This window comes from Bradyrhizobium sp. LMG 9283, from assembly GCF_045571415.1.
Classification (GTDB): Bacteria; Pseudomonadota; Alphaproteobacteria; order Rhizobiales; family Xanthobacteraceae; genus Bradyrhizobium.
Window position 1 is genome coordinate 204,341 of record NZ_CP120691.1, and the last position, 17,245, is coordinate 221,585.

Annotated in this window: 15 protein-coding genes; 8 read left to right on the top strand and 7 right to left on the bottom strand. The window is 63.4% G+C overall.

What is annotated here, in order from left to right; all coding sequences use genetic code 11:
- Positions 1 to 107 precede the first annotated feature (107 nt).
- Positions 108 to 593 carry a protein-export chaperone SecB gene (secB, locus tag P6U29_RS00950; protein ID WP_091882589.1) on the top strand — a complete coding sequence of 162 codons (486 nt, stop codon included), beginning with the start codon at positions 108 to 110 and terminating at the stop codon, positions 591 to 593.
- Here secB and dnaQ read toward each other — a convergent pair.
- The 4 genes from dnaQ to P6U29_RS00970 are packed head-to-tail and all read right to left on the bottom strand — an operon-like array spanning position 584 to position 3,416.
- Complete coding sequence (gene dnaQ, locus P6U29_RS00955; RefSeq protein WP_407115915.1) at positions 584 to 1,306, bottom strand: DNA polymerase III subunit epsilon; 723 nt, start codon at positions 1,304 to 1,306, stop codon at positions 584 to 586. The genes secB and dnaQ overlap by 10 nt on opposite strands.
- Before the next feature lie 30 nt (positions 1,307 to 1,336).
- Entirely contained in the window at positions 1,337 to 1,936 is a 600-nt protein-coding gene (coaE, locus tag P6U29_RS00960; protein WP_407119573.1) for a dephospho-CoA kinase, read from the bottom strand.
- A 23-nt stretch (positions 1,937 to 1,959) separates the two neighbouring features.
- Positions 1,960 to 2,568 carry a Maf family nucleotide pyrophosphatase gene (locus P6U29_RS00965; protein ID WP_407115916.1) on the bottom strand — a complete coding sequence of 203 codons (609 nt, stop codon included), beginning with the start codon at positions 2,566 to 2,568 and terminating at the stop codon, positions 1,960 to 1,962.
- Positions 2,569 to 2,576: 8 nt separating this feature from the next.
- Entirely contained in the window at positions 2,577 to 3,416 is an 840-nt protein-coding gene (locus tag P6U29_RS00970; protein WP_407115917.1) for a pyruvate, water dikinase regulatory protein, read from the bottom strand.
- 456 nt (positions 3,417 to 3,872) lie between these two features.
- Here P6U29_RS00970 and hemJ point away from each other — a divergent pair, with 456 nt between their 5' ends.
- The 7 genes from hemJ to P6U29_RS01005 all read left to right on the top strand — a co-directional run bounded on the left by hemJ (position 3,873) and on the right by P6U29_RS01005 (position 12,664).
- A complete protein-coding gene (gene hemJ, locus P6U29_RS00975; protein WP_407115918.1) occupies positions 3,873 to 4,307 on the top strand; it encodes a protoporphyrinogen oxidase HemJ in 435 nt (144 codons plus the stop codon).
- A 256-nt stretch (positions 4,308 to 4,563) separates the two neighbouring features.
- On the top strand, positions 4,564 to 5,829 hold the full coding sequence (gene rho / locus P6U29_RS00980) for a transcription termination factor Rho (protein WP_061023673.1): 1,266 nt from the start codon (positions 4,564 to 4,566) through the stop codon (positions 5,827 to 5,829).
- A gap of 313 nt (positions 5,830 to 6,142) precedes the next feature.
- Positions 6,143 to 7,501 (top strand): tRNA uridine-5-carboxymethylaminomethyl(34) synthesis GTPase MnmE, encoded by a 1,359-nt coding sequence (gene mnmE / locus P6U29_RS00985; RefSeq protein ID WP_407115919.1) that lies wholly within the window; start codon positions 6,143 to 6,145, stop codon positions 7,499 to 7,501.
- A gap of 558 nt (positions 7,502 to 8,059) precedes the next feature.
- On the top strand, positions 8,060 to 9,940 hold the full coding sequence (gene mnmG / locus P6U29_RS00990; RefSeq protein WP_407115920.1) for a tRNA uridine-5-carboxymethylaminomethyl(34) synthesis enzyme MnmG: 1,881 nt from the start codon (positions 8,060 to 8,062) through the stop codon (positions 9,938 to 9,940).
- Between the two features lie 9 nt (positions 9,941 to 9,949).
- Positions 9,950 to 10,723, top strand: a complete 774-nt coding sequence (rsmG, locus tag P6U29_RS00995) for a 16S rRNA (guanine(527)-N(7))-methyltransferase RsmG (protein ID WP_407115921.1) — start codon at positions 9,950 to 9,952, stop codon at positions 10,721 to 10,723.
- Positions 10,724 to 10,751: 28 nt separating this feature from the next.
- Positions 10,752 to 11,621 carry a ParA family protein gene (locus P6U29_RS01000; RefSeq protein ID WP_407115922.1) on the top strand — a complete coding sequence of 290 codons (870 nt, stop codon included), beginning with the start codon at positions 10,752 to 10,754 and terminating at the stop codon, positions 11,619 to 11,621.
- A 155-nt stretch (positions 11,622 to 11,776) separates the two neighbouring features.
- On the top strand, positions 11,777 to 12,664 hold the full coding sequence (locus P6U29_RS01005; protein WP_407115923.1) for a ParB/RepB/Spo0J family partition protein: 888 nt from the start codon (positions 11,777 to 11,779) through the stop codon (positions 12,662 to 12,664).
- A gap of 234 nt (positions 12,665 to 12,898) precedes the next feature.
- Here P6U29_RS01005 and holA read toward each other — a convergent pair whose 3' ends face one another.
- From holA to leuS, 3 genes are all read right to left on the bottom strand, one after another.
- Positions 12,899 to 13,927, bottom strand: a complete 1,029-nt coding sequence (gene holA, locus P6U29_RS01010) for a DNA polymerase III subunit delta (RefSeq protein ID WP_407115924.1) — start codon at positions 13,925 to 13,927, stop codon at positions 12,899 to 12,901.
- Positions 13,928 to 14,034: 107 nt separating this feature from the next.
- The gene (gene lptE / locus P6U29_RS01015) at positions 14,035 to 14,586 is read right to left on the bottom strand and encodes an LPS assembly lipoprotein LptE (protein WP_407115925.1); all 552 of its coding nucleotides are present in this window, start codon (positions 14,584 to 14,586) and stop codon (positions 14,035 to 14,037) included.
- Positions 14,573 to 17,197, bottom strand: a complete 2,625-nt coding sequence (leuS, locus tag P6U29_RS01020; protein WP_407115926.1) for a leucine--tRNA ligase — start codon at positions 17,195 to 17,197, stop codon at positions 14,573 to 14,575. The genes lptE and leuS overlap by 14 nt, the downstream gene beginning before the upstream one ends.
- Positions 17,198 to 17,245: the final 48 nt, after the last annotated feature.

The window sequence follows — 17,245 nt, forward strand, 5'->3', positions numbered from 1 at the left end:
GCGGCCCGAATTCCCGATCCGGGACCGTTCGTCCTTGTGGAACGAGGCGGCCCTATGTTAGCCAACCGCCGCGAAATTCAGCCCAAATCGGGTAAGGAGAGACTTTCATGACCAACGGTAACGGCACCCCTCCCGAGGCGGCCCAGGCTCCCCAGCTTAACGTGCTGGCGCAATATACCAAGGACCTCTCGTTCGAAAATCCGAACGCGCCGAGCTCGCTGCAGCAGCAGAGCCAGCCGCCGCAGATCAACATCCAGATCAACGTCAGCGCCAACAACCTCAGCGAACAGGAATTCGAGGTGACGTTGTCGGTCGAGGGCAAGGCCGAGGCCGCGAGCAAGGTGATGTTCTCGTTCGAGCTCGCCTATGCCGGCGTGTTCCGCATCGCCAATGTGCCCAAGGAGAACCTGCATCCGCTGGTCATGATCGAGTGCCCGCGTTTGCTGTTCCCGTTCGCCCGCGAGATCATCGCAACGGCCGTGCGCGACGGTGGGTTCCCGCCGCTGATGCTGGATCCGGTCGACTTCGTCGGTCTCTATCGCCAGAACATGGAGCGGCAAATGGCCGCTCAGGGGCAAGCCGGTCAGGCCTGAGCGGCCGCCACGGCGGCTGGAGCGGGCAAGTACTCGTTCCAGATCGCCTTGTCGCCCATCGTTGCGATGAAGGCCCGATGGGCCTCGCGCTCGGCCTCCGAAATCCGCGGCGCAAGCGGCTCCAAGCGCTGCCGCCGCGGCGCATCGCCGGCCACACTGACGCGAATCTCCTGGGCGTCCGAAGCCAGCAGCAGCTGCGACTGCCGCGCCCCGACCAAATCGACATAGACCTCAGCCAGCAGCTCGGCGTCCAGCAGCGCGCCGTGCTTGGTGCGGTGTGAATTGTCGATCGCGTAACGCGAGCAGAGATCGTCGAGCCGGTTGGACACGCCGGGATGCTTGCGACGCGCCAGCAGCAGCGTATCCACCAGCCGCTCGCGCGGGATCGCAGCGCGCTTGATGCGGTCGAGCTCGGCATTGATGAAGCCGATGTCGAATGAGGCGTTGTGGATCACCAGCGGCGCGTCGCCGATGAAAGCCAGAAACTCGTCGGCGATCTCGTGGAACAATGGCTTCGTCGCCAGGAATTCGGACGACAGTCCGTGCACGGCGAACGCTTCCGCCGGCATGTCCCGTTCGGGGTTGATGTAGACGTGAAAGCTCTGTCCCGTCGGCATGCGGTTGAAGATTTCGACGCAGCCGATTTCGACCAGTCGGTCGCCGCGGAGCGGATCGAGGCCGGTGGTTTCGGTGTCGAGGACGATTTCGCGCATGTCTTCAAGAAGCCGTGTGAGACGGGCGAATCAGGCTCGCCGCTGCGGCATCTTAACGACCTCGGCCAGGATGTGCTTGATTTGGGCGCGCACCGGGTCAAGTCCGTGTGAGGTATCCACCACGAAATCGGCTCGCTTGCGCTTCTCGGCATCTGGCGTCTGCTTGGCGATGATGGCGTCGAGCTTGGCCTCGTCCATCGTGCCGCGCTCCAGCACCCGCTGGCGCTGAAGTTCGGGTGAGGTCGAGACCACGACGACGGCGTCGACCCGCTTCTCGCCGCCGGTCTCGAACAGCAGCGGAATGTCCAGCACGACCACCGGCGCCTTGACGGCCTCGGCGTCAGCAAAGAATTTCTGCCGGGAGGCGCCGAGCATCGGATGAACGATCTGCTCGAGCTGCTTGATCGCGGCAGGATCGTGCACGACGCGCGCCGACAGTTTTTGCCGGTCGACCTTGCCGTTCACGGTGGTGCCGGGGAAAGCCGCCTCGATCGCCGGGGCTGCTTCACCCTCATAGAGCTGATGCACGGCAGCGTCGGCATCGTAGACGGGAACACCGGCCTCCGCGAACAGCTTCGCAGTGGTGGATTTGCCCATCCCGATCGAGCCGGTCAGTCCGAGGATCCGCATCAACGCCCAGCCTTCTCTAGCATCTACACCGCAATTAGCTGTTCGCTCCGCAGGAACGCAAGCAGCGGCAGCAACGGCAGGCCGAGAATGGTGAAATGGTCGCCCTCGATGCGCTCGAACAGGTGGATACCAAGGCCCTCGAGCTGATAGGCGCCGACGCTGGTCGTGACGGCATCGCCGGCAGCGTCGAGATAAGTCGAGAGTTCAGCCTCGCTCATTGGCCGCATGGTCATGCGGGCGACCGAGACATCCTCGAAAACGATCTTGCCGTCCCGCGCTACGGCCACCGCGGAATTCAGCTCGTGCGTCTTGCCGGAGAGATCGCGCAGTTGCGCCAGAGCCTGTGCGCGGCCGGCCGGCTTGTTGAAGAGACGGCTGCCGAGGGCCAGCGTCTGGTCGGCGCCGATCACATGACTTCCGGAACGATCGGCAGAGACCGCCTTGGCCTTTTCGCGGGCCAGGAGCAGAGCGATCTCGCGCGGATTGCTGAGATTGGAACTCGCCTGGATGCCGCGCTCGTCGATATCGGCCGTCACGGCCTCGAATTCGAGCCCGGCATTGGCCAGCAGCATTTTGCGCGCGCTGCTTTGCGAGGCCAGGATCAAGGGGGATGTGCCGCGCCACAGAGCCATGGCGGAAACTACTCCGAGGGCCGGTTGCGCTGGCGATCACTATAGAGCTTCATGATCGCCGCCGCGGTTTCCTCGATCGAGCGGCGCGTGACGTCCAGCAGCGGCCAGTCATGCTTGGCGCTCAGCTTGCGCGCAAACGCGACCTCCTCGGTGACCGACTGCTTGTCGGTATAGGTGTCGCTGCCAGACTCGGCGCCCATGGAGAGCAGGCGGTTCTGGCGGATCTGGATCAGGCGTTCCGGCGTCGCGTGCAGGCTGACAACCAGCGGCCGCGTCAGCTTCTCCAATTGCGAGGGCACCGGAATGCCCGGAACCAGCGGCACGTTGGCCGTGCGGATGCCGCGATTGGCGAGATAGATCGATGTCGGCGTCTTCGAGGTGCGGGACACGCCGACCAGGACCACGTCGGCCTCGTCGAGACCTTCGACATGCTGGCCGTCGTCGTGGATCATCGTGTAGTTCAAGGCGTCGATGCGCTTGAAATATTCCGCGTTGAGGACGTGCTGAGCGCCGACGCGGCCTGTGGTCGCAGCGCCAAGATAGGCTTCGAACAGCTGCATCACCGGACCGATGATCGACAGGCTCGGAACGTTGATCTCCTTGCACTTGTCTTCGAGTCTCGCGACCAGATCCTTCTCGAGCAGCGTGAACAGCACGATTCCCGGCGCTTCCTCGATCTCGTCGAGCACGCGGTCGAGCTGCTTCTGGCTGCGCACCAGCGGATAGACGTGCTCGACCGGCGTCACGTTGGCGTATTGGGCCGCGACCGCGCGCGCCACCGTGATGAGCGTCTCACCCGTGGAGTCCGAGACCAGGTGCAGATGGAAATAATTGTTCGAGGTCGGCACAAAAACTCTTTGAATTTCGGTGGGGCGGTTTGTGGATTTCTGTGGAGCTTAACCTCTCGGAAAGGGATGTGCGACACCAGGGGCGGGACAAGTGCCGATTTTCTTCACACCGCTGCCCATCAGAACAAGTCCGGCACCCCGCCGAGACGGAAACGGGATTGCGCGGACAACCCCCTTGATAAGCTGCCGATAGACGCGCGCAAGCCTTTGAAGCCGACTGACTTATCGGAAATCGTCAGTGGCCATCCGGGATATGTGGATGGCTGTGAACAAGCGCGCGTGAACTCGCGGACGGAATTGCGTGAGTCCAATCCACGGTCACAAAGACTCAAACCTTAAGAATCTAAGATTCTAGATTTGAGGAAGGCGCTACGGACGGATATGTGTGCGGGGTAAGACCTTAACGAGTTCTTACTATCCCCAGCGTTCTCAGCTGGCAGGAATCCGGACCGCGAAATGTTCGAAGACGTCTATCTCTGGATCAAGGCGCTGCACGTAATCGCGGTCATCTCCTGGATGGCCGGCATGCTCTATTTGCCACGGCTGTTCGTCTATCATTGCGAGGCCGAAATCGGCTCGAAGCAGTCGGAGACGTTCAAGGTCATGGAGCGTCGGCTGCTCAAGGCGATCATCAACCCCGCCATGATGGTCACTTGGCTCGCCGGGCTCTATCTCGCCTGGTTCGGCCATTGGTTCACGTTCGGCTGGCTGCACGTAAAACTGGCACTGGTCCTGGTGCTGTCCGCGGTCCACGGATTTTTTTCCCGCTGGTACAAGGATTTCGCAGCCGACCGGCGCCCCCGTAGCCAGAAATTCTATCGGATTATCAATGAGGTGCCGACCGTCCTGATGATTTTCATCGTCATCATGGTGATCATGAAGCCGTTCTAGGCTAACCACACGACGATTAGCTCAGCGCTTCAGCTTGCGGAGCGGGGGCCGATTTTCTATATTATCGATATCCCACCCAACGCAGGCGGATGTGGTTGTGTCCGAGCTTTCCAGAGGCCGGACACCGCATCAGGTTTGAAGCCTCACCGGCACTCACCTTGCTAGACCTGCGGACCTTACCTGCACCTGCTCGCGTCCGCATTTCAGAGCCTCCTCGCACCCCCTCTTTTTCAGGTTACCCCACAGGACCACCCCAATGCGGGAAATCAAACTCCAGGACCTCAAGTCGAAAACCCCGGCCGAGCTCGTCTCGTTCGCGGAAGAAAACGGGGTCGAGAACGCCAGCACCATGCGCAAGCAGGAGCTGTTGTTCGCCATCCTCAAGCAGCTCTCGCTCGCCGAGACCGACATCGTCGGCGAGGGCGTTGTCGAAGTGCTCTCCGACGGCTTCGGCTTCCTCCGCTCGCCCGATGCGAACTATCTGCCGGGCCCGGACGACATCTACGTTTCGCCCTCGCAGATCCGCCGTTTCGGCCTGCGCACCGGTGACACCATCGAAGGCCACATTCGTAGCCCGAAAGAGGGCGAGCGCTATTTTGCGCTGTTGAAGGTCAACACGCTCAATTTCGAGGACCCGGAAAAGGCCAAGCACAAGGTCAATTTCGACAACCTCACGCCGCTGTTTCCGAACCAGCGCTTCCGTATGGAAATCGACGATCCGACGCGGAAAGACCTGTCTGCGCGCGTGATCGACATCGTTGCTCCCATCGGCAAGGGCCAGCGCGCCTTGATCGTGGCGCCGCCGCGCACCGGTAAAACCGTGCTGATGCAGAACATCGCGCATTCGATCACGCACAATCATCCCGAATGCTATCTGATCGTGCTTCTGATCGACGAGCGTCCGGAAGAAGTCACGGACATGCAGCGCTCGGTGAAGGGCGAGGTCGTCTCCTCGACCTTCGACGAGCCGGCGGTGCGCCACGTCCAGGTCGCCGAGATGGTGATCGAAAAAGCCAAGCGCCTGGTCGAGCATGGCCGCGATGTCGTGATCCTGCTCGATTCGATCACCCGCCTCGGCCGCGCCTACAACACCGTCGTGCCGTCATCCGGCAAGGTGCTGACCGGCGGTGTCGACGCCAACGCTCTCCAGCGGCCAAAACGCTTCTTCGGCGCCGCCCGCAACATCGAGGAGGGCGGCTCGCTGACGATCATCGCGACCGCGCTGGTCGATACCGGCAGCCGCATGGACGAAGTCATTTTCGAAGAGTTCAAGGGTACCGGTAACTCGGAGCTGATCCTGGACCGCAAGGTCTCGGACAAGCGCACCTTCCCGGCGATCGACATCTCTCGCTCCGGCACCCGCAAGGAGGAACTCATCACCGATCCGCAGGTGCTCAAGAAGATGTATGTGCTCCGCCGCATCCTCAATCCGATGGGTACGATGGACGCAATCGACTTCCTGCTCGACAAGCTGCGCTCGACCAAGAGCAATTCGGAGTTCTTCGAGTCCATGAATACCTGAGTGCACTGCAATAATAATTCAGGGCGCCTTCGGGCGCCCTTTCGTTGTGCGGCTTTGCTGCGGCGAAGGTGCAGCATAAGGGGGGCGGCAGCCGCCCCGCTTCGATTTCCTCTAATATATTGATATTTCCAAATAATACTTGAATTTTGCTCGGTCTAGCCTTCGTGCGAGGTGCCACTTCTGCAACAAAAGGCGCTGCGGCTATATTGCGATGCAATATGATCGTTGCTGCGAGATTTGGTACAGCAAAATCCTGCCGCTAAGCGGCCGAAACGGATGTTTGCGTTTTCGTCGGGAGCCGGACAAATAGGCCATGCACCCGCAAGACCAGACCATTTTTGCGTTGTCGTCCGGCCGGGCGCCGAGCGCGATCGCCGTGGTGCGGGTGTCTGGATCGCAAGCCGGACTGGTGCTGACGACGCTCGCGGGCAGGCTGCCGGCGCCGCGACAGGCGAGCCGCCGGCTGCTCCGGGATGGCGCCGGCCAGCCGATCGACGACGCGGTTGTGCTCTGGTTTCCGGGACCAGCCAGTGCGACCGGCGAGGACATCGCCGAATTTCACGTCCATGGCGGCCGAGCCGTGCTGGCGGCGCTCTTCTTGGCTATTTCTGTAATTCCGAATATTCGAGTCGCCGAGCCCGGAGAGTTCACCCAGCGCGCTTTTGAGAATGGCAAGCTCGACCTCACCGAGGCCGAAGGCCTCGACGATCTCATTCACGCCGACACCGACCGGCAGCGACGTCAGGCGCTGCGCCAGTTGCGGGGCCTGTTGGGTGATCGCGCGCGCGACTGGCGTGAGCGCATCATCGAGGCCTCGGCGCTGATCGAGGCCGGCATCGATTTTTCCGATGAAGGCGATGTGCCGGCGGAGCTGAGGGCGCAGGCGGTGAAAGCGATCAAAGCGCTGCGCGACGAAATCGCAAAAGTACTTGCGGCGCAGGGACATTCTGAACGCCTGCGCGACGGCCTGGTGGTTGCGATTGCAGGAGAGCCCAACGTCGGTAAATCGACGCTGATGAATCAACTCGCACGCCGCGAGGTCGCGATCGTCTCGCCGCATGCCGGCACCACGCGCGACGTCATCGAGGTGCAGCTCGATCTCGACGGTTATCCCGTGACTGTCATCGACACCGCCGGCATCCGTGAGACCGATGATCCCGTCGAGCAGGAAGGCGTACGCCGGGCGCGGGCGCGAGCCGAGGACGCTGACCTGGTGTTGTGGCTGGTCGAGGGCGGGCAGGCTGTCGACCCGGAGGCGATGCGGTCGCTCTGGAAATCCGGCGACGGTGTTGCTTGGTCTGGCGGTTCGGTCTGGATCATCCGCAACAAGATTGATCTGGGCCGGGACGGGACTGTCAGGCCACAAGGTGAGTTCGGGATCTCGGCAAGCCGCGGCGACGGCATTCCGGAACTGGTCGATGCCCTCGTGAAATTCGCCACTGACTTCTTCGGAACGGGCGAGGGTGCTTTGGTGACGCGGGCTCGCCAGCGCGATCTGCTGCGCCAAGCGTCGGACAGCTTGCGCCGGAGTCTGGAGCTTGTAGAAGAGGGCGAGGAGCTCGCGGCCGAAGAGCTGCGTGCCGCCGCCTTCGCCCTGGGTCGGCTGTTGGGTCGGGTCGACGTCGAGGACGTCCTTGGGGCCATTTTTCAGAAATTCTGTATCGGAAAGTAGTGCTAGTTCTTCATTATAGAACTAGCACTTGTTCCGCCTCCTTGTGTCTCACGTGAAACAGTTGGAGTTCCTGCCGACTAACGTGCCGCCTGTGGCCGGTTGTTTCACGTGAAACAGCAGCCCCATTGCTCCGCTAGTATCATCGGCCGGTTCCGTGATCCAAATATCGCTTCACGAGGAGTGAGCATTAGGGGTCGCTGGCCGGCTCCAATCTCGTCATTGCGAGGAGCCCTTGCGGCGAAGCAAGTCCAGACTGTCTCTGGGGAGGGATTCTGGATTTGCCTCGCTTCGCTCGCAATGAAAGGAGTGCGACGCGACCGTTTCGCATCTGATCGGCTCCTCCGGTGGGCTTAGTGAGACGCATTCAACCGTCCTTGTCGGCCGGAAGTCTGCGATTTCGTTTCACGTGAAACACGGAGCCGAGACAAGACGCTCCCTACTGTGCATGGGGTTGTTTTCGCGAATTCGCTTTAACGCAAGCCCTGTTGTTTCACGTGGAACACCACCTCTTCGAGTTTCCACTTCCGGCTTTTTCCGCTCTGGGATAGAAGTCCGCCCATGCGAACAGAGCGAGAGAGTTTCGACGTCATCGTGATTGGCGGCGGCCACGCCGGCTGTGAGGCCGCGGCTGCTGCTGCGCGGATGGGGGCGGCGACGGGGCTGGTGACGCATCGTTTCTCCACCATCGGCGCGATGTCCTGCAATCCGGCCATCGGCGGACTTGGCAAAGGTCATCTGGTTCGCGAAGTCGACGCTCTTGATGGTCTGATGGGCCGGGTGGCGGATGCCGGAGGCATCCAATTTCGCCTCCTCAATCGCCGCAAGGGACCCGCCGTCCGGGGACCTCGGGCCCAGGCGGACCGAAAGCTCTATGCGGCCGCCATGCAGGCCGCGATCCGGGACACTGCGGGCCTCTCCGTCATCGAAGGCGAGGCCGATGAGCTCATCGTGGTCGAGGGACGGGTGACCGGGCTCCGCCTAGCGGACGGTCGGGAGCTGCGGGCAGGGGCGGTCGTCGTCACCACCGGGACCTTCTTGCGTGGTCTGATCCATCTCGGCGAGAAGAATTGGCCCGCCGGTCGCGTCGGCGAGGCGCCTGCGATGGGCCTTTCCAGCTCCTTCGAGCGCGCCGGATTCACCCTCGGACGCCTCAAGACCGGGACTCCGCCGCGCCTGGACGGCACCACGATCGACTGGTCCGCGGTTGAGATGCAGCCTGGCGACGAGCCGCCGGAGCCGTTCTCGGTCATGACGGAGCGGATCACGACACCGCAGATCCAGTGCGGGATCACCCGGACCACGGCCGCGACTCATGAGGTGATCCGGGCCAATGTGCATCGCTCCCCGATGTATTCCGGCCAGATCAAGAGCTCCGGACCGCGCTATTGCCCCTCCATCGAGGACAAGATCGTCCGCTTTGGCGACCGCGACGGCCACCAGATCTTCCTGGAGCCGGAAGGGCTCGACGATACGACCGTCTATCCCAACGGCATCTCGACCTCGCTGCCGGAGGAGGTCCAGCTCGCCATCCTCGCCAGCATTCCGGGCTTGGAGCGGGTGAGGATGGTAAGGCCGGGCTACGCCATCGAATACGACCACATCGATCCGCGCGAGCTTGACCCGACCCTGCAGACCAAGCGTCTGCGTGGCTTGTTCCTGGCCGGGCAGATCAACGGCACCACCGGATACGAAGAGGCCGCCGGGCAGGGCATCGTAGCCGGCCTCAACGCCGCGCTCTCCGCCAGCGGTGCCGCACTGACGGTATTCGACCGTGCCGACGGCTACCTCGGCGTGATGATCGACGACCTCGTCACCCGCGGCATCAGCGAGCCCTATCGGATGTTCACCTCCAGGGCCGAATACCGGCTGACGCTGCGGGCGGACAATGCCGATCAGCGTCTGACCGAGAAGGGCATCGCGCTCGGATGTGTCGGCAGTGCCCGGACCCGGCATCATCGCACTAAGATGAGCGCCCTGAGCGCGGCCCGGACGCTCTCGAAGTCGCTGACCATCACCCCGAACGAGGCGATCAAGCACGGACTTTCGCTGAACCGGGATGGCCAGCGGCGGTCGGCCTTCGAGCTGATGGCCTATCCGGACATCGGCTGGAGCCAGATCCGCGCGATCTGGCCGGAGCTGTCCGCCATCGATCCCGTCATCGCCACCCATCTTGAGACCGACGCGAAGTACGACGTCTATCTGGAGCGCCAGAGTGCCGACGTTGAAGCCTTCAGGCGAGACGAGGGGATGGTGCTGTCGGAGGTCGACTACCAGCAGGTCCCTGGTCTCTCCAACGAGGTCCGGGCCAAGCTGGAGAAGGCCCGGCCGTTCACCGTCGGCCAAGCCGGCCGGATCGACGGCATGACACCGGCGGCGCTCGGCATCCTCGCGGCCTATCTGCGGCGCGAGGCCCGGAAGAACTCCAAGGCAATCGCATAGGCGTTTCACGTGAAACAGCGCGGACCGGGCGATGACAGACCGCTATCGCGACGACCCCGAGCGGGTGAGGGCGCGGGCCGGCGATCCGAACCGGTACTGGGTAAACCGAAGATCGACAAGGCCAGCGCCAGCGATCAATCACTCGACGCTGTCATCGCCGCCGACAAGATCGCGGCCCTCAAGCTCGCGCCCGTTTCACATGAAACGGAAGTTCGGCTTGATCGCTACATCGCCTTGCTCCGGCAGTGGCAGGCCAAGACCAATCTCGTCGCGCCCTCCACGCTGCCGCACCTTTGGACCCGGCACATCGCCGATTCGCTTCAGCTCGTCGATCTCGCACCGGCGGCAAAACGCTGGGCCGATCTCGGCAGCGGCGGCGGGTTTCCCGGCGTCGTGTTGGCCTGCGTCATGGCGGGGACGCCGGACGCGAGCGTCCACCTCGTCGAGCGAATCGCCAAGAAGGCCGCGTTCCTGCGCGAAGCGATTCGCGTCACCACATCGCCCGGAGTCGTACATCTCGCTGAGATCGGGGATAATGTGGATAGAATCACCGGCCCCGTCGATTGCGTCACCGCGCGTGCACTGGCTCCGCTACATCAACTCATCGGCTTTGCGGAGCCGCTGATGCGCCAAGGCGCAAAGGCGTTATTTCTTAAGGGTCAAGATGTAGAGGGTGAATTGACCGAAGCCGCTAAATATTGGAATATTCAGCCCCGACTCCACCCAAGCCGTACAGGGGACGGTTGGATCGTCGAGCTGACTTCCGCCGAACGGCGCGGGTGAGGCGTTCTGGGGTGAGTGGGGAATTTCGATGAGCGTGACTGACGAGCCGCAGCAAGAAGGGACTTCCCAAGAGCAGCCTGCGGAGGTGCCGCATGGCCACCCGCGCATCCTAGCGCTGGCGAACCAAAAGGGCGGCGTGGGAAAAACAACCACAGCGATCAACCTCGGCACGGCGCTCGCGGCGATCGGCGAGCGCGTCCTGATCGTCGATCTCGATCCGCAGGGCAACGCTTCGACCGGCCTCGGCATCGACCGCCGCAACCGCTCCTGCTCGACCTATGATGTGCTGGTCGGCGAAGCGGCCTTGCGCGAAGCGGTGGTCTCGACCGCGGTGCCGCGGCTGCACATCGCGCCGTCGACTATGGACCTCTCCGGCCTCGAGCTCGAGCTCGGCACCACGTCCGGCCGCGCCTTCAAGCTGCGCGATGCCATCGCCGCACTCAATAACAACGTCTCGCCGGACGCCGACTACACCTATGTGCTGATCGACTGCCCGCCCTCGCTCAACCTGCTGACGGTGAATGCGATGGCGGCGTCGGACGCGATCCTGGTGCCGCTGCAATGTGAGTTCTTCGCGCTCGAAGGTCTGTCGCAACTCTTGCAGACGGTGGAGCAGGTGCGCTCGACGCTCAATCCGAACCTGTCGATTCACGGCATCGTGCTGACCATGTTCGACTCGCGCAACAATCTCTCAAACCAGGTCGTCGCCGACGTCCGCCAGTTCATGGGCGAGAAGGTCTACAAGACCATGATCCCGCGCAACGTGCGCATCTCCGAGGCGCCGTCCTACGGCAAGCCGGTGCTGGTCTACGATCTCAAATGCGTCGGCAGCGAAGCGTACTTGCGTCTCGCCACCGAAGTGATCCAGCGCGAGCGCGAGCTGCGCACGACGCATTGAGGATTCCGTTGGGTGGGCAAAGCGAAGCGTGCCCACCAAATCATTCGATTGAAAGATGGTGGGCACGGCGCGAAGACGCGCCTTTGCCCACCCTACGATCGAGAGTGTGAAATTCAGTTCTGGAGTGCTGCACCGTGAATCCAAGGGAGCTGGCGATGGCCGACGAAGCGCGTTCGCGACTGGGCCGGGGTCTTGCAAGTCTGATCGGTGACGTCGGCGGCGAGGCGCAGCAGGTCGATCGTCCGCGCGCGCAGCGCAAGGTGCCGATCGAATTCATCAAGGCCAATCCGCGCAATCCACGCCGCACCTTTTCCGACGCGGAGCTGAAGGAGCTCTCTGACTCCATCAAGCAGCATGGCGTGATCCAGCCGATCGTGGTGCGTCCGGTGAAGGGCGCGCAGGACCGCTACGAGATCATCGCCGGCGAACGGCGCTGGCGCGCCTCGCAGATGGCCGGCCTGCACGAAGTGCCGATCGTGCCGGTCGACATCAGCGACAGCGACGCGCTGGAGTTCGCCATCGTCGAGAACGTGCAGCGCGAAGATCTCAACCCGATGGAGGAGGCGCAGGGCTATCACGCGCTCGCCAACGAATTCAAACGCAGCCAGGACGAGATCGCAAAGGCCGTCGGCAAGAGCCGCAGCCATGTCGCCAACATGATGCGGCTGACGAAGCTGCCGGCCGAGGTGCAGGCCTTCATCGCAACCGGCGAATTGACGGCCGGCCACGCCCGCGCGCTGATCGGCGTGCCCGATCCGCTCGCCGCCGCCAAGCGCATCGTCGAGGAAGGCCTCAACGTCCGTCAGGCCGAGGCGCTCGCGCACGAGGAAGGCGTGCCGAAACGCAAGCCGCAGAAGGCGCGCGCCACCGGGGGCAAGGAAAAAGACCCCGATACGATCGATCTCGAAAAGCGTGTCAGCGACGCGCTCGGTCTCAAGGTCACCGTCAATCACCGCGATCCCGGCGGCTCCGTGCAGATCAGCTACCGCAACCTCGACCAGCTCGACGAGGTGATGAAACGGCTGGCGAAGGGCGCGCTGTAGGCGCGACGGTCTCATTCCGGCTTCGCTCCATTCGGAGTCCTGAGGTCGAGAGTTTCGGCGCGTCTGCTTCCACACGTCATTGCGAGCGTAGCGACTTGTCCGCCGAAGCCTTGGCGAAGGCGGAGGCGATCCAGAATCTTTCCACGGAGGGATTCTGGATTGCTTCGTCGCAAGTGCTCCTCGCAATGACGGTGGTGAGAGCTGCGCTCGCAATGATGTGGATGGAGCGGAGGCCTAACTCCGCCGCTTCGCATTTGCCGCGATCGCCATCAGCGTACGCTGGGCGATGGCGGCGGCTAGCGTCGATTGCTTGCGGGTGTCGAGCGCGGCGGTCGCGAGCTGCTCGATGATGGCGGCAAGCCGCGCCGGGCTGAAATTGCGCAGCGCGGTTTCGACCGCGGGCTTTCGCGAAAAATGCAGGCGCGGATAGCCACCATCGAGCACGGCTGATGCAGGCTGGCCGTCCGCGATTGCCAGCGCGGACTTGTGCAGCCACGCAGCCTGCCGCTGCGCGGCGGAGATGATCACGCCGGGGTAGGTGCCGGCGATCATAGCCTTGGCGAATTCGGTCTCGACGATGTCAGGCCGACCGGCAAAGGCGCCATCGACGATCGGGTCGAGTTTCAGCTCCGACGCGTCCGCAACCACGGCCATCACGTCATCCAGCGTGACCTCGCCTTTGCCGTGGGCGTAGAGCGTCAGCTTGCGCAGCTCGTTGCGCGAAGCCTGGCGGTCGCCGCCGAGGAACGACATCAGCGCCGCACGGGCGTCCTGCGCAATGCGCAGATTCGCGATGCGGAGCTCGTCCTCCATCAGCTTGGCAAGGTCGCGCTCGGTGTCGGGATAACAGCCGATCGCGACCGCCGTCTTGGCGCGCTCGCAAGCCTTGCGCAGCGGCGATTCCGGACGCAGCTCGCCGGCCTCGATCACGATGCGGCAATCCTTCACGCTCATCTCGGCCAGCGTGTCGATTCCGCCAGCAAAGCTGCGCGAGCCGGCACGAACGCGGATGGCGCGGCGGCCGCCGAACAGCGGCACGGTCATGGCTTCGTCGACGAGACGCGAAGGCTCGGCGGAAAGTTCGTCGCCGTCGAGCTTGACCAGCGAGAACGGATCATTGGGATCGTCGACAGCGGAGGCGATCAACGCATCGGCGCGCTCGCGCACGAGGCCGGCATCGGGACCATAGAGCAGGATGATCGGGCGGCCCGCATCGGGGCGGGCGAGGAAAGCGTCGATCTCTTTTCCGCGGAGCGCGACCATCGGGCCCAACTGTCACCGGGGGGCGCGAAGCGCGAACCCGGAATCTCGATCAACAATCTCTGGATGCCGGGTTCGCCCTTCGGGCGCCCCGGAATGACGGAAATGAACTACGTGCCCGCGGTGAAGAACGAGGCGAGCCGGGTGCTGATGTTCTCGGCGATCTCGTTGGCGGCGCGATCCTCAGCATCGCGCACGGCGCGGGTGCGCGAGAAGCGCTGATAGGATCCCGGCATGTCATAGGACACGCGCGAGAAGGTCGAGCCGGTCATGACCGACTTGCCGGTCGCGACCTCGATCAGATTGTACTGGGCGTCGATGCCGAGATTTTCGCTGGTCGGCAGTCCCGTCGCGGCGCTGACGATCAGTGAGGAGCGGCTGGTGGTGAAGCGGATGTCCAGCCGGTGGGTCGGCGGCATGCCCGTCGCCGTGCCGTAAAGCTTGAAGGCCAGCGCATTGCGGATTTCGACGCCGACGCGGGCCTCGCGGGATGCATTGGGCTTGTTGATCGGGGGCAGCTCGACCCCCATCAGCTTCTCGCGCAGGCCCGGGGTGCCGTCGGTGCGTTCGGCATACATCGGCTGGAAGCAGCCGGCCGTCAGCGCCGCCAGCGCGGCCACTGCCAGCAAGCGGGCTGCGATACGGATCCTAGCCGACAACATTTACGATCCTCTTGGGAACGATGATCACCTTGCGGACGGGCTTGCCGTCCAGGGCCAGCTTTACCGCATCGAGGGTCAAAACGGCAGCCTCGATTTCCGGATTCTGGGCCGCTGTTGCAACTGTGACCTCACCCCGCTTCTTGCCGTTGACCTGGACCACCAGGGTCACGCTGTCTTCAACCAGCAAATCGCGTTCGATTTGGGGCCAGTTGGCCTCCGAAACCAGTCCCTTGTGCCCCAGAACCTGCCAGCACTCCTCGGCCAGATGCGGCATCATCGGCGAGAACAGCTGGACCAGGATCTGGCTGGCTTCCCGGATCGCCCAGGCGAGATCGGCCGGGGGCTGGCCGGGGCGCTGGAGCACCTCCGAGAACGCATTGGTGAATTCGCGGATATGGGCGAGGCAGACATTGAAGTGCAGCCGCTCGATGCCGGTGGTGACCTTGTCCAGCGCGCCGTGGGCGGCCTTGCGCAGAGCGGTGGCGTCAGGGCCGAAGCTGGCGGGCCGGTCCGCCGGCGCACCCTTGCCGAGTTCGACGGAATCGTTGACCAGCCGCCACAGCCGCTGCACGAAGCGCGAGGCACCCTGGACGCGCTCGTCGCTCCAGATCACGTCGCGGTCGGGCGGGGAGTCCGACAGCATGAACCAGCGCGCGACGTCGGCGCCGTAGGTCTCGATGATGTCGTCGGGGTCGACCGTGTTCTTCTTCGACTTCGACATCTTCTCGATCGGGCCGATCGTGATGTCTTCGCCAGTCGCAAGCAGCGTGGCGCGGCGGCCATTGCCGCCGACCTCGACCTTGACCTCGGCCGGCTGTACATAGGTGCCGTCGGCCTTCTGGTAGGTCTCGTGCACCACCATGCCTTGCGTGAACATGCCGGCGAACGGCTCGTCCAGCGCAATGTGCCCGGTCGCCTTCATCGCGCGGGTGAAGAAGCGGCTGTAGAGCAGGTGCAGAATCGCGTGCTCGACGCCGCCGATATATTGGTCGACCGGCAGCATCCGGTTCGCGACCGCAGGTGTCGTCGGCGCGGCCTTATTCCAGGGATCGGTGAAGCGCGCGAAATACCAGGACGAATCCACGAAGGTGTCCATGGTGTCGGTTTCGCGCTGAGCCTTGCCTCCGCATTTGGGGCAGGTGACGTGCTTCCAGGTCGGATGATGATCGAGCGCGTTGCCCGGCCTGTCGAAGGTCGCATCGTCGGGCAGCTTCACTGGCAGATCGCCATCCGGCACCGGCACCACATCGCATGTCGGGCAATGGATGACAGGGATCGGACAGCCCCAATAGCGCTGGCGCGAGATGCCCCAGTCGCGCAGGCGGAAATTGATTTGGCGCTCGCCGACCGGCGCATTGCCACGCAGCTCCGTCTCGAGGCGCTTCGCCACCTCTTCCTTGGCCTGCTCGATGGTCATGCCGTCGAGGAAGCGCGAATTGATCATGCGGCCGTCACCGTCATAGGCGGTGTCGGTGATGACGAACGTCTTCGGATCCTGGCCTTCGGGGCAAACCACCGGCGTGTTGCCGAGATTGTACTTGTTGACGAAGTCGAGGTCGCGCTGATCGTGCGCGGGGCAGCCGAAGATCGCGCCGGTGCCGTATTCCATCAGCACGAAGTTCGCGACATAGACCGGCAGCTTCCAGGTTGAATCGAACGGGTGCACCGCGCGGATGCCGGTGTCAAAACCCTGCTTCTCCGCGGTGTCGATGATCTCCTGCGCGGTGCCGATCTTCTTGATCTCGGCGATGAACTCCGCAAGTTTTGGGTTCTTCGCGGCGGCTGCCTGCGCCAGCGGATGGTCCGCCGAGATCGCCATGAACTTCGCACCGAACAGCGTGTCCGGGCGCGTGGTGAAAATCTTCAGCTCGCTCTCGCCGGCCGGCGTCGTCGCCGCATCCAGCGCGAAGCGGATCAAGAGACCTTCGGAGCGGCCGATCCAATTGCGCTGCATCAGCCGCACCTTGTCGGGCCAGCGGTCCAGCCCGTCCAGCGCGCTCAGCAGCTCCTGCGAGTACTTCGTGATCTTGAAGACCCACTGGTTCATCTCGCGCTGTTCGACCACGGCACCCGAACGCCAGCCGCGGCCGTCGATCACCTGCTCGTTGGCGAGCACGGTCATGTCGACGGGGTCCCAGTTCACCTTGCGCTTCTCGCGTTCGGCGAGGCCTGCGCGCAGGAAGTCCAGAAACATCTTTTGCTGGTGCTTGTAATAGCTGGGATCGCAGGTCGCGATCTCCCTGGACCAGTCCAGCGACAGCCCGATTGAGCGGAGCTGCTTCTTCATCGCGGCGATGTTGTCGTAGGTCCAGGCCTTGGGCGCGACCTTGCGCTCGATCGCGGCGTTCTCGGCCGGCAGACCGAAGGCATCCCAACCCATCGGATGCAGCACGTTGAACCCCTTGGCGCGCATGAAGCGGGCCAGCACGTCGCCGAGCGTGTAGTTCCGAACATGGCCGATATGGATGCGCCCGGACGGGTAGGGGAACATCTCGAGCACATAGTATTTCGGCCGCGGATCGTCGTTCTTGGAGACGAAGATCGCCTGCTCGTCCCAGAGGCGTTGCCAGCGCGGTTCGGCGTCGCGGGCGTTATAGCGTTCGGAGGTCATGGAATCGTTGGGTTTTCTTGGGTTCGGCCGGCTAAAGACGGCGGACTA

Coding starts and splice junctions, on each gene's coding strand:
- secB (WP_091882589.1), top strand. CDS start 108: ATGACCAACGGTAACGGCACCCCTCCCGAGGCGGCCCAGGCTCCCCAG.
- dnaQ (WP_407115915.1), bottom strand. CDS start 1,306: ATGCGCGAAATCGTCCTCGACACCGAAACCACCGGCCTCGATCCGCTC.
- coaE (WP_407119573.1), bottom strand. CDS start 1,936: ATGCGGATCCTCGGACTGACCGGCTCGATCGGGATGGGCAAATCCACC.
- P6U29_RS00965 (WP_407115916.1), bottom strand. CDS start 2,568: ATGGCTCTGTGGCGCGGCACATCCCCCTTGATCCTGGCCTCGCAAAGC.
- hemJ (WP_407115918.1), top strand. CDS start 3,873: ATGTTCGAAGACGTCTATCTCTGGATCAAGGCGCTGCACGTAATCGCG.
- rho (WP_061023673.1), top strand. CDS start 4,564: ATGCGGGAAATCAAACTCCAGGACCTCAAGTCGAAAACCCCGGCCGAG.
- mnmE (WP_407115919.1), top strand. CDS start 6,143: ATGCACCCGCAAGACCAGACCATTTTTGCGTTGTCGTCCGGCCGGGCG.
- mnmG (WP_407115920.1), top strand. CDS start 8,060: ATGCGAACAGAGCGAGAGAGTTTCGACGTCATCGTGATTGGCGGCGGC.
- P6U29_RS01000 (WP_407115922.1), top strand. CDS start 10,752: ATGAGCGTGACTGACGAGCCGCAGCAAGAAGGGACTTCCCAAGAGCAG.
- P6U29_RS01005 (WP_407115923.1), top strand. CDS start 11,777: ATGGCCGACGAAGCGCGTTCGCGACTGGGCCGGGGTCTTGCAAGTCTG.
- holA (WP_407115924.1), bottom strand. CDS start 13,927: ATGGTCGCGCTCCGCGGAAAAGAGATCGACGCTTTCCTCGCCCGCCCC.
- lptE (WP_407115925.1), bottom strand. CDS start 14,586: ATGTTGTCGGCTAGGATCCGTATCGCAGCCCGCTTGCTGGCAGTGGCC.
- leuS (WP_407115926.1), bottom strand. CDS start 17,197: ATGACCTCCGAACGCTATAACGCCCGCGACGCCGAACCGCGCTGGCAA.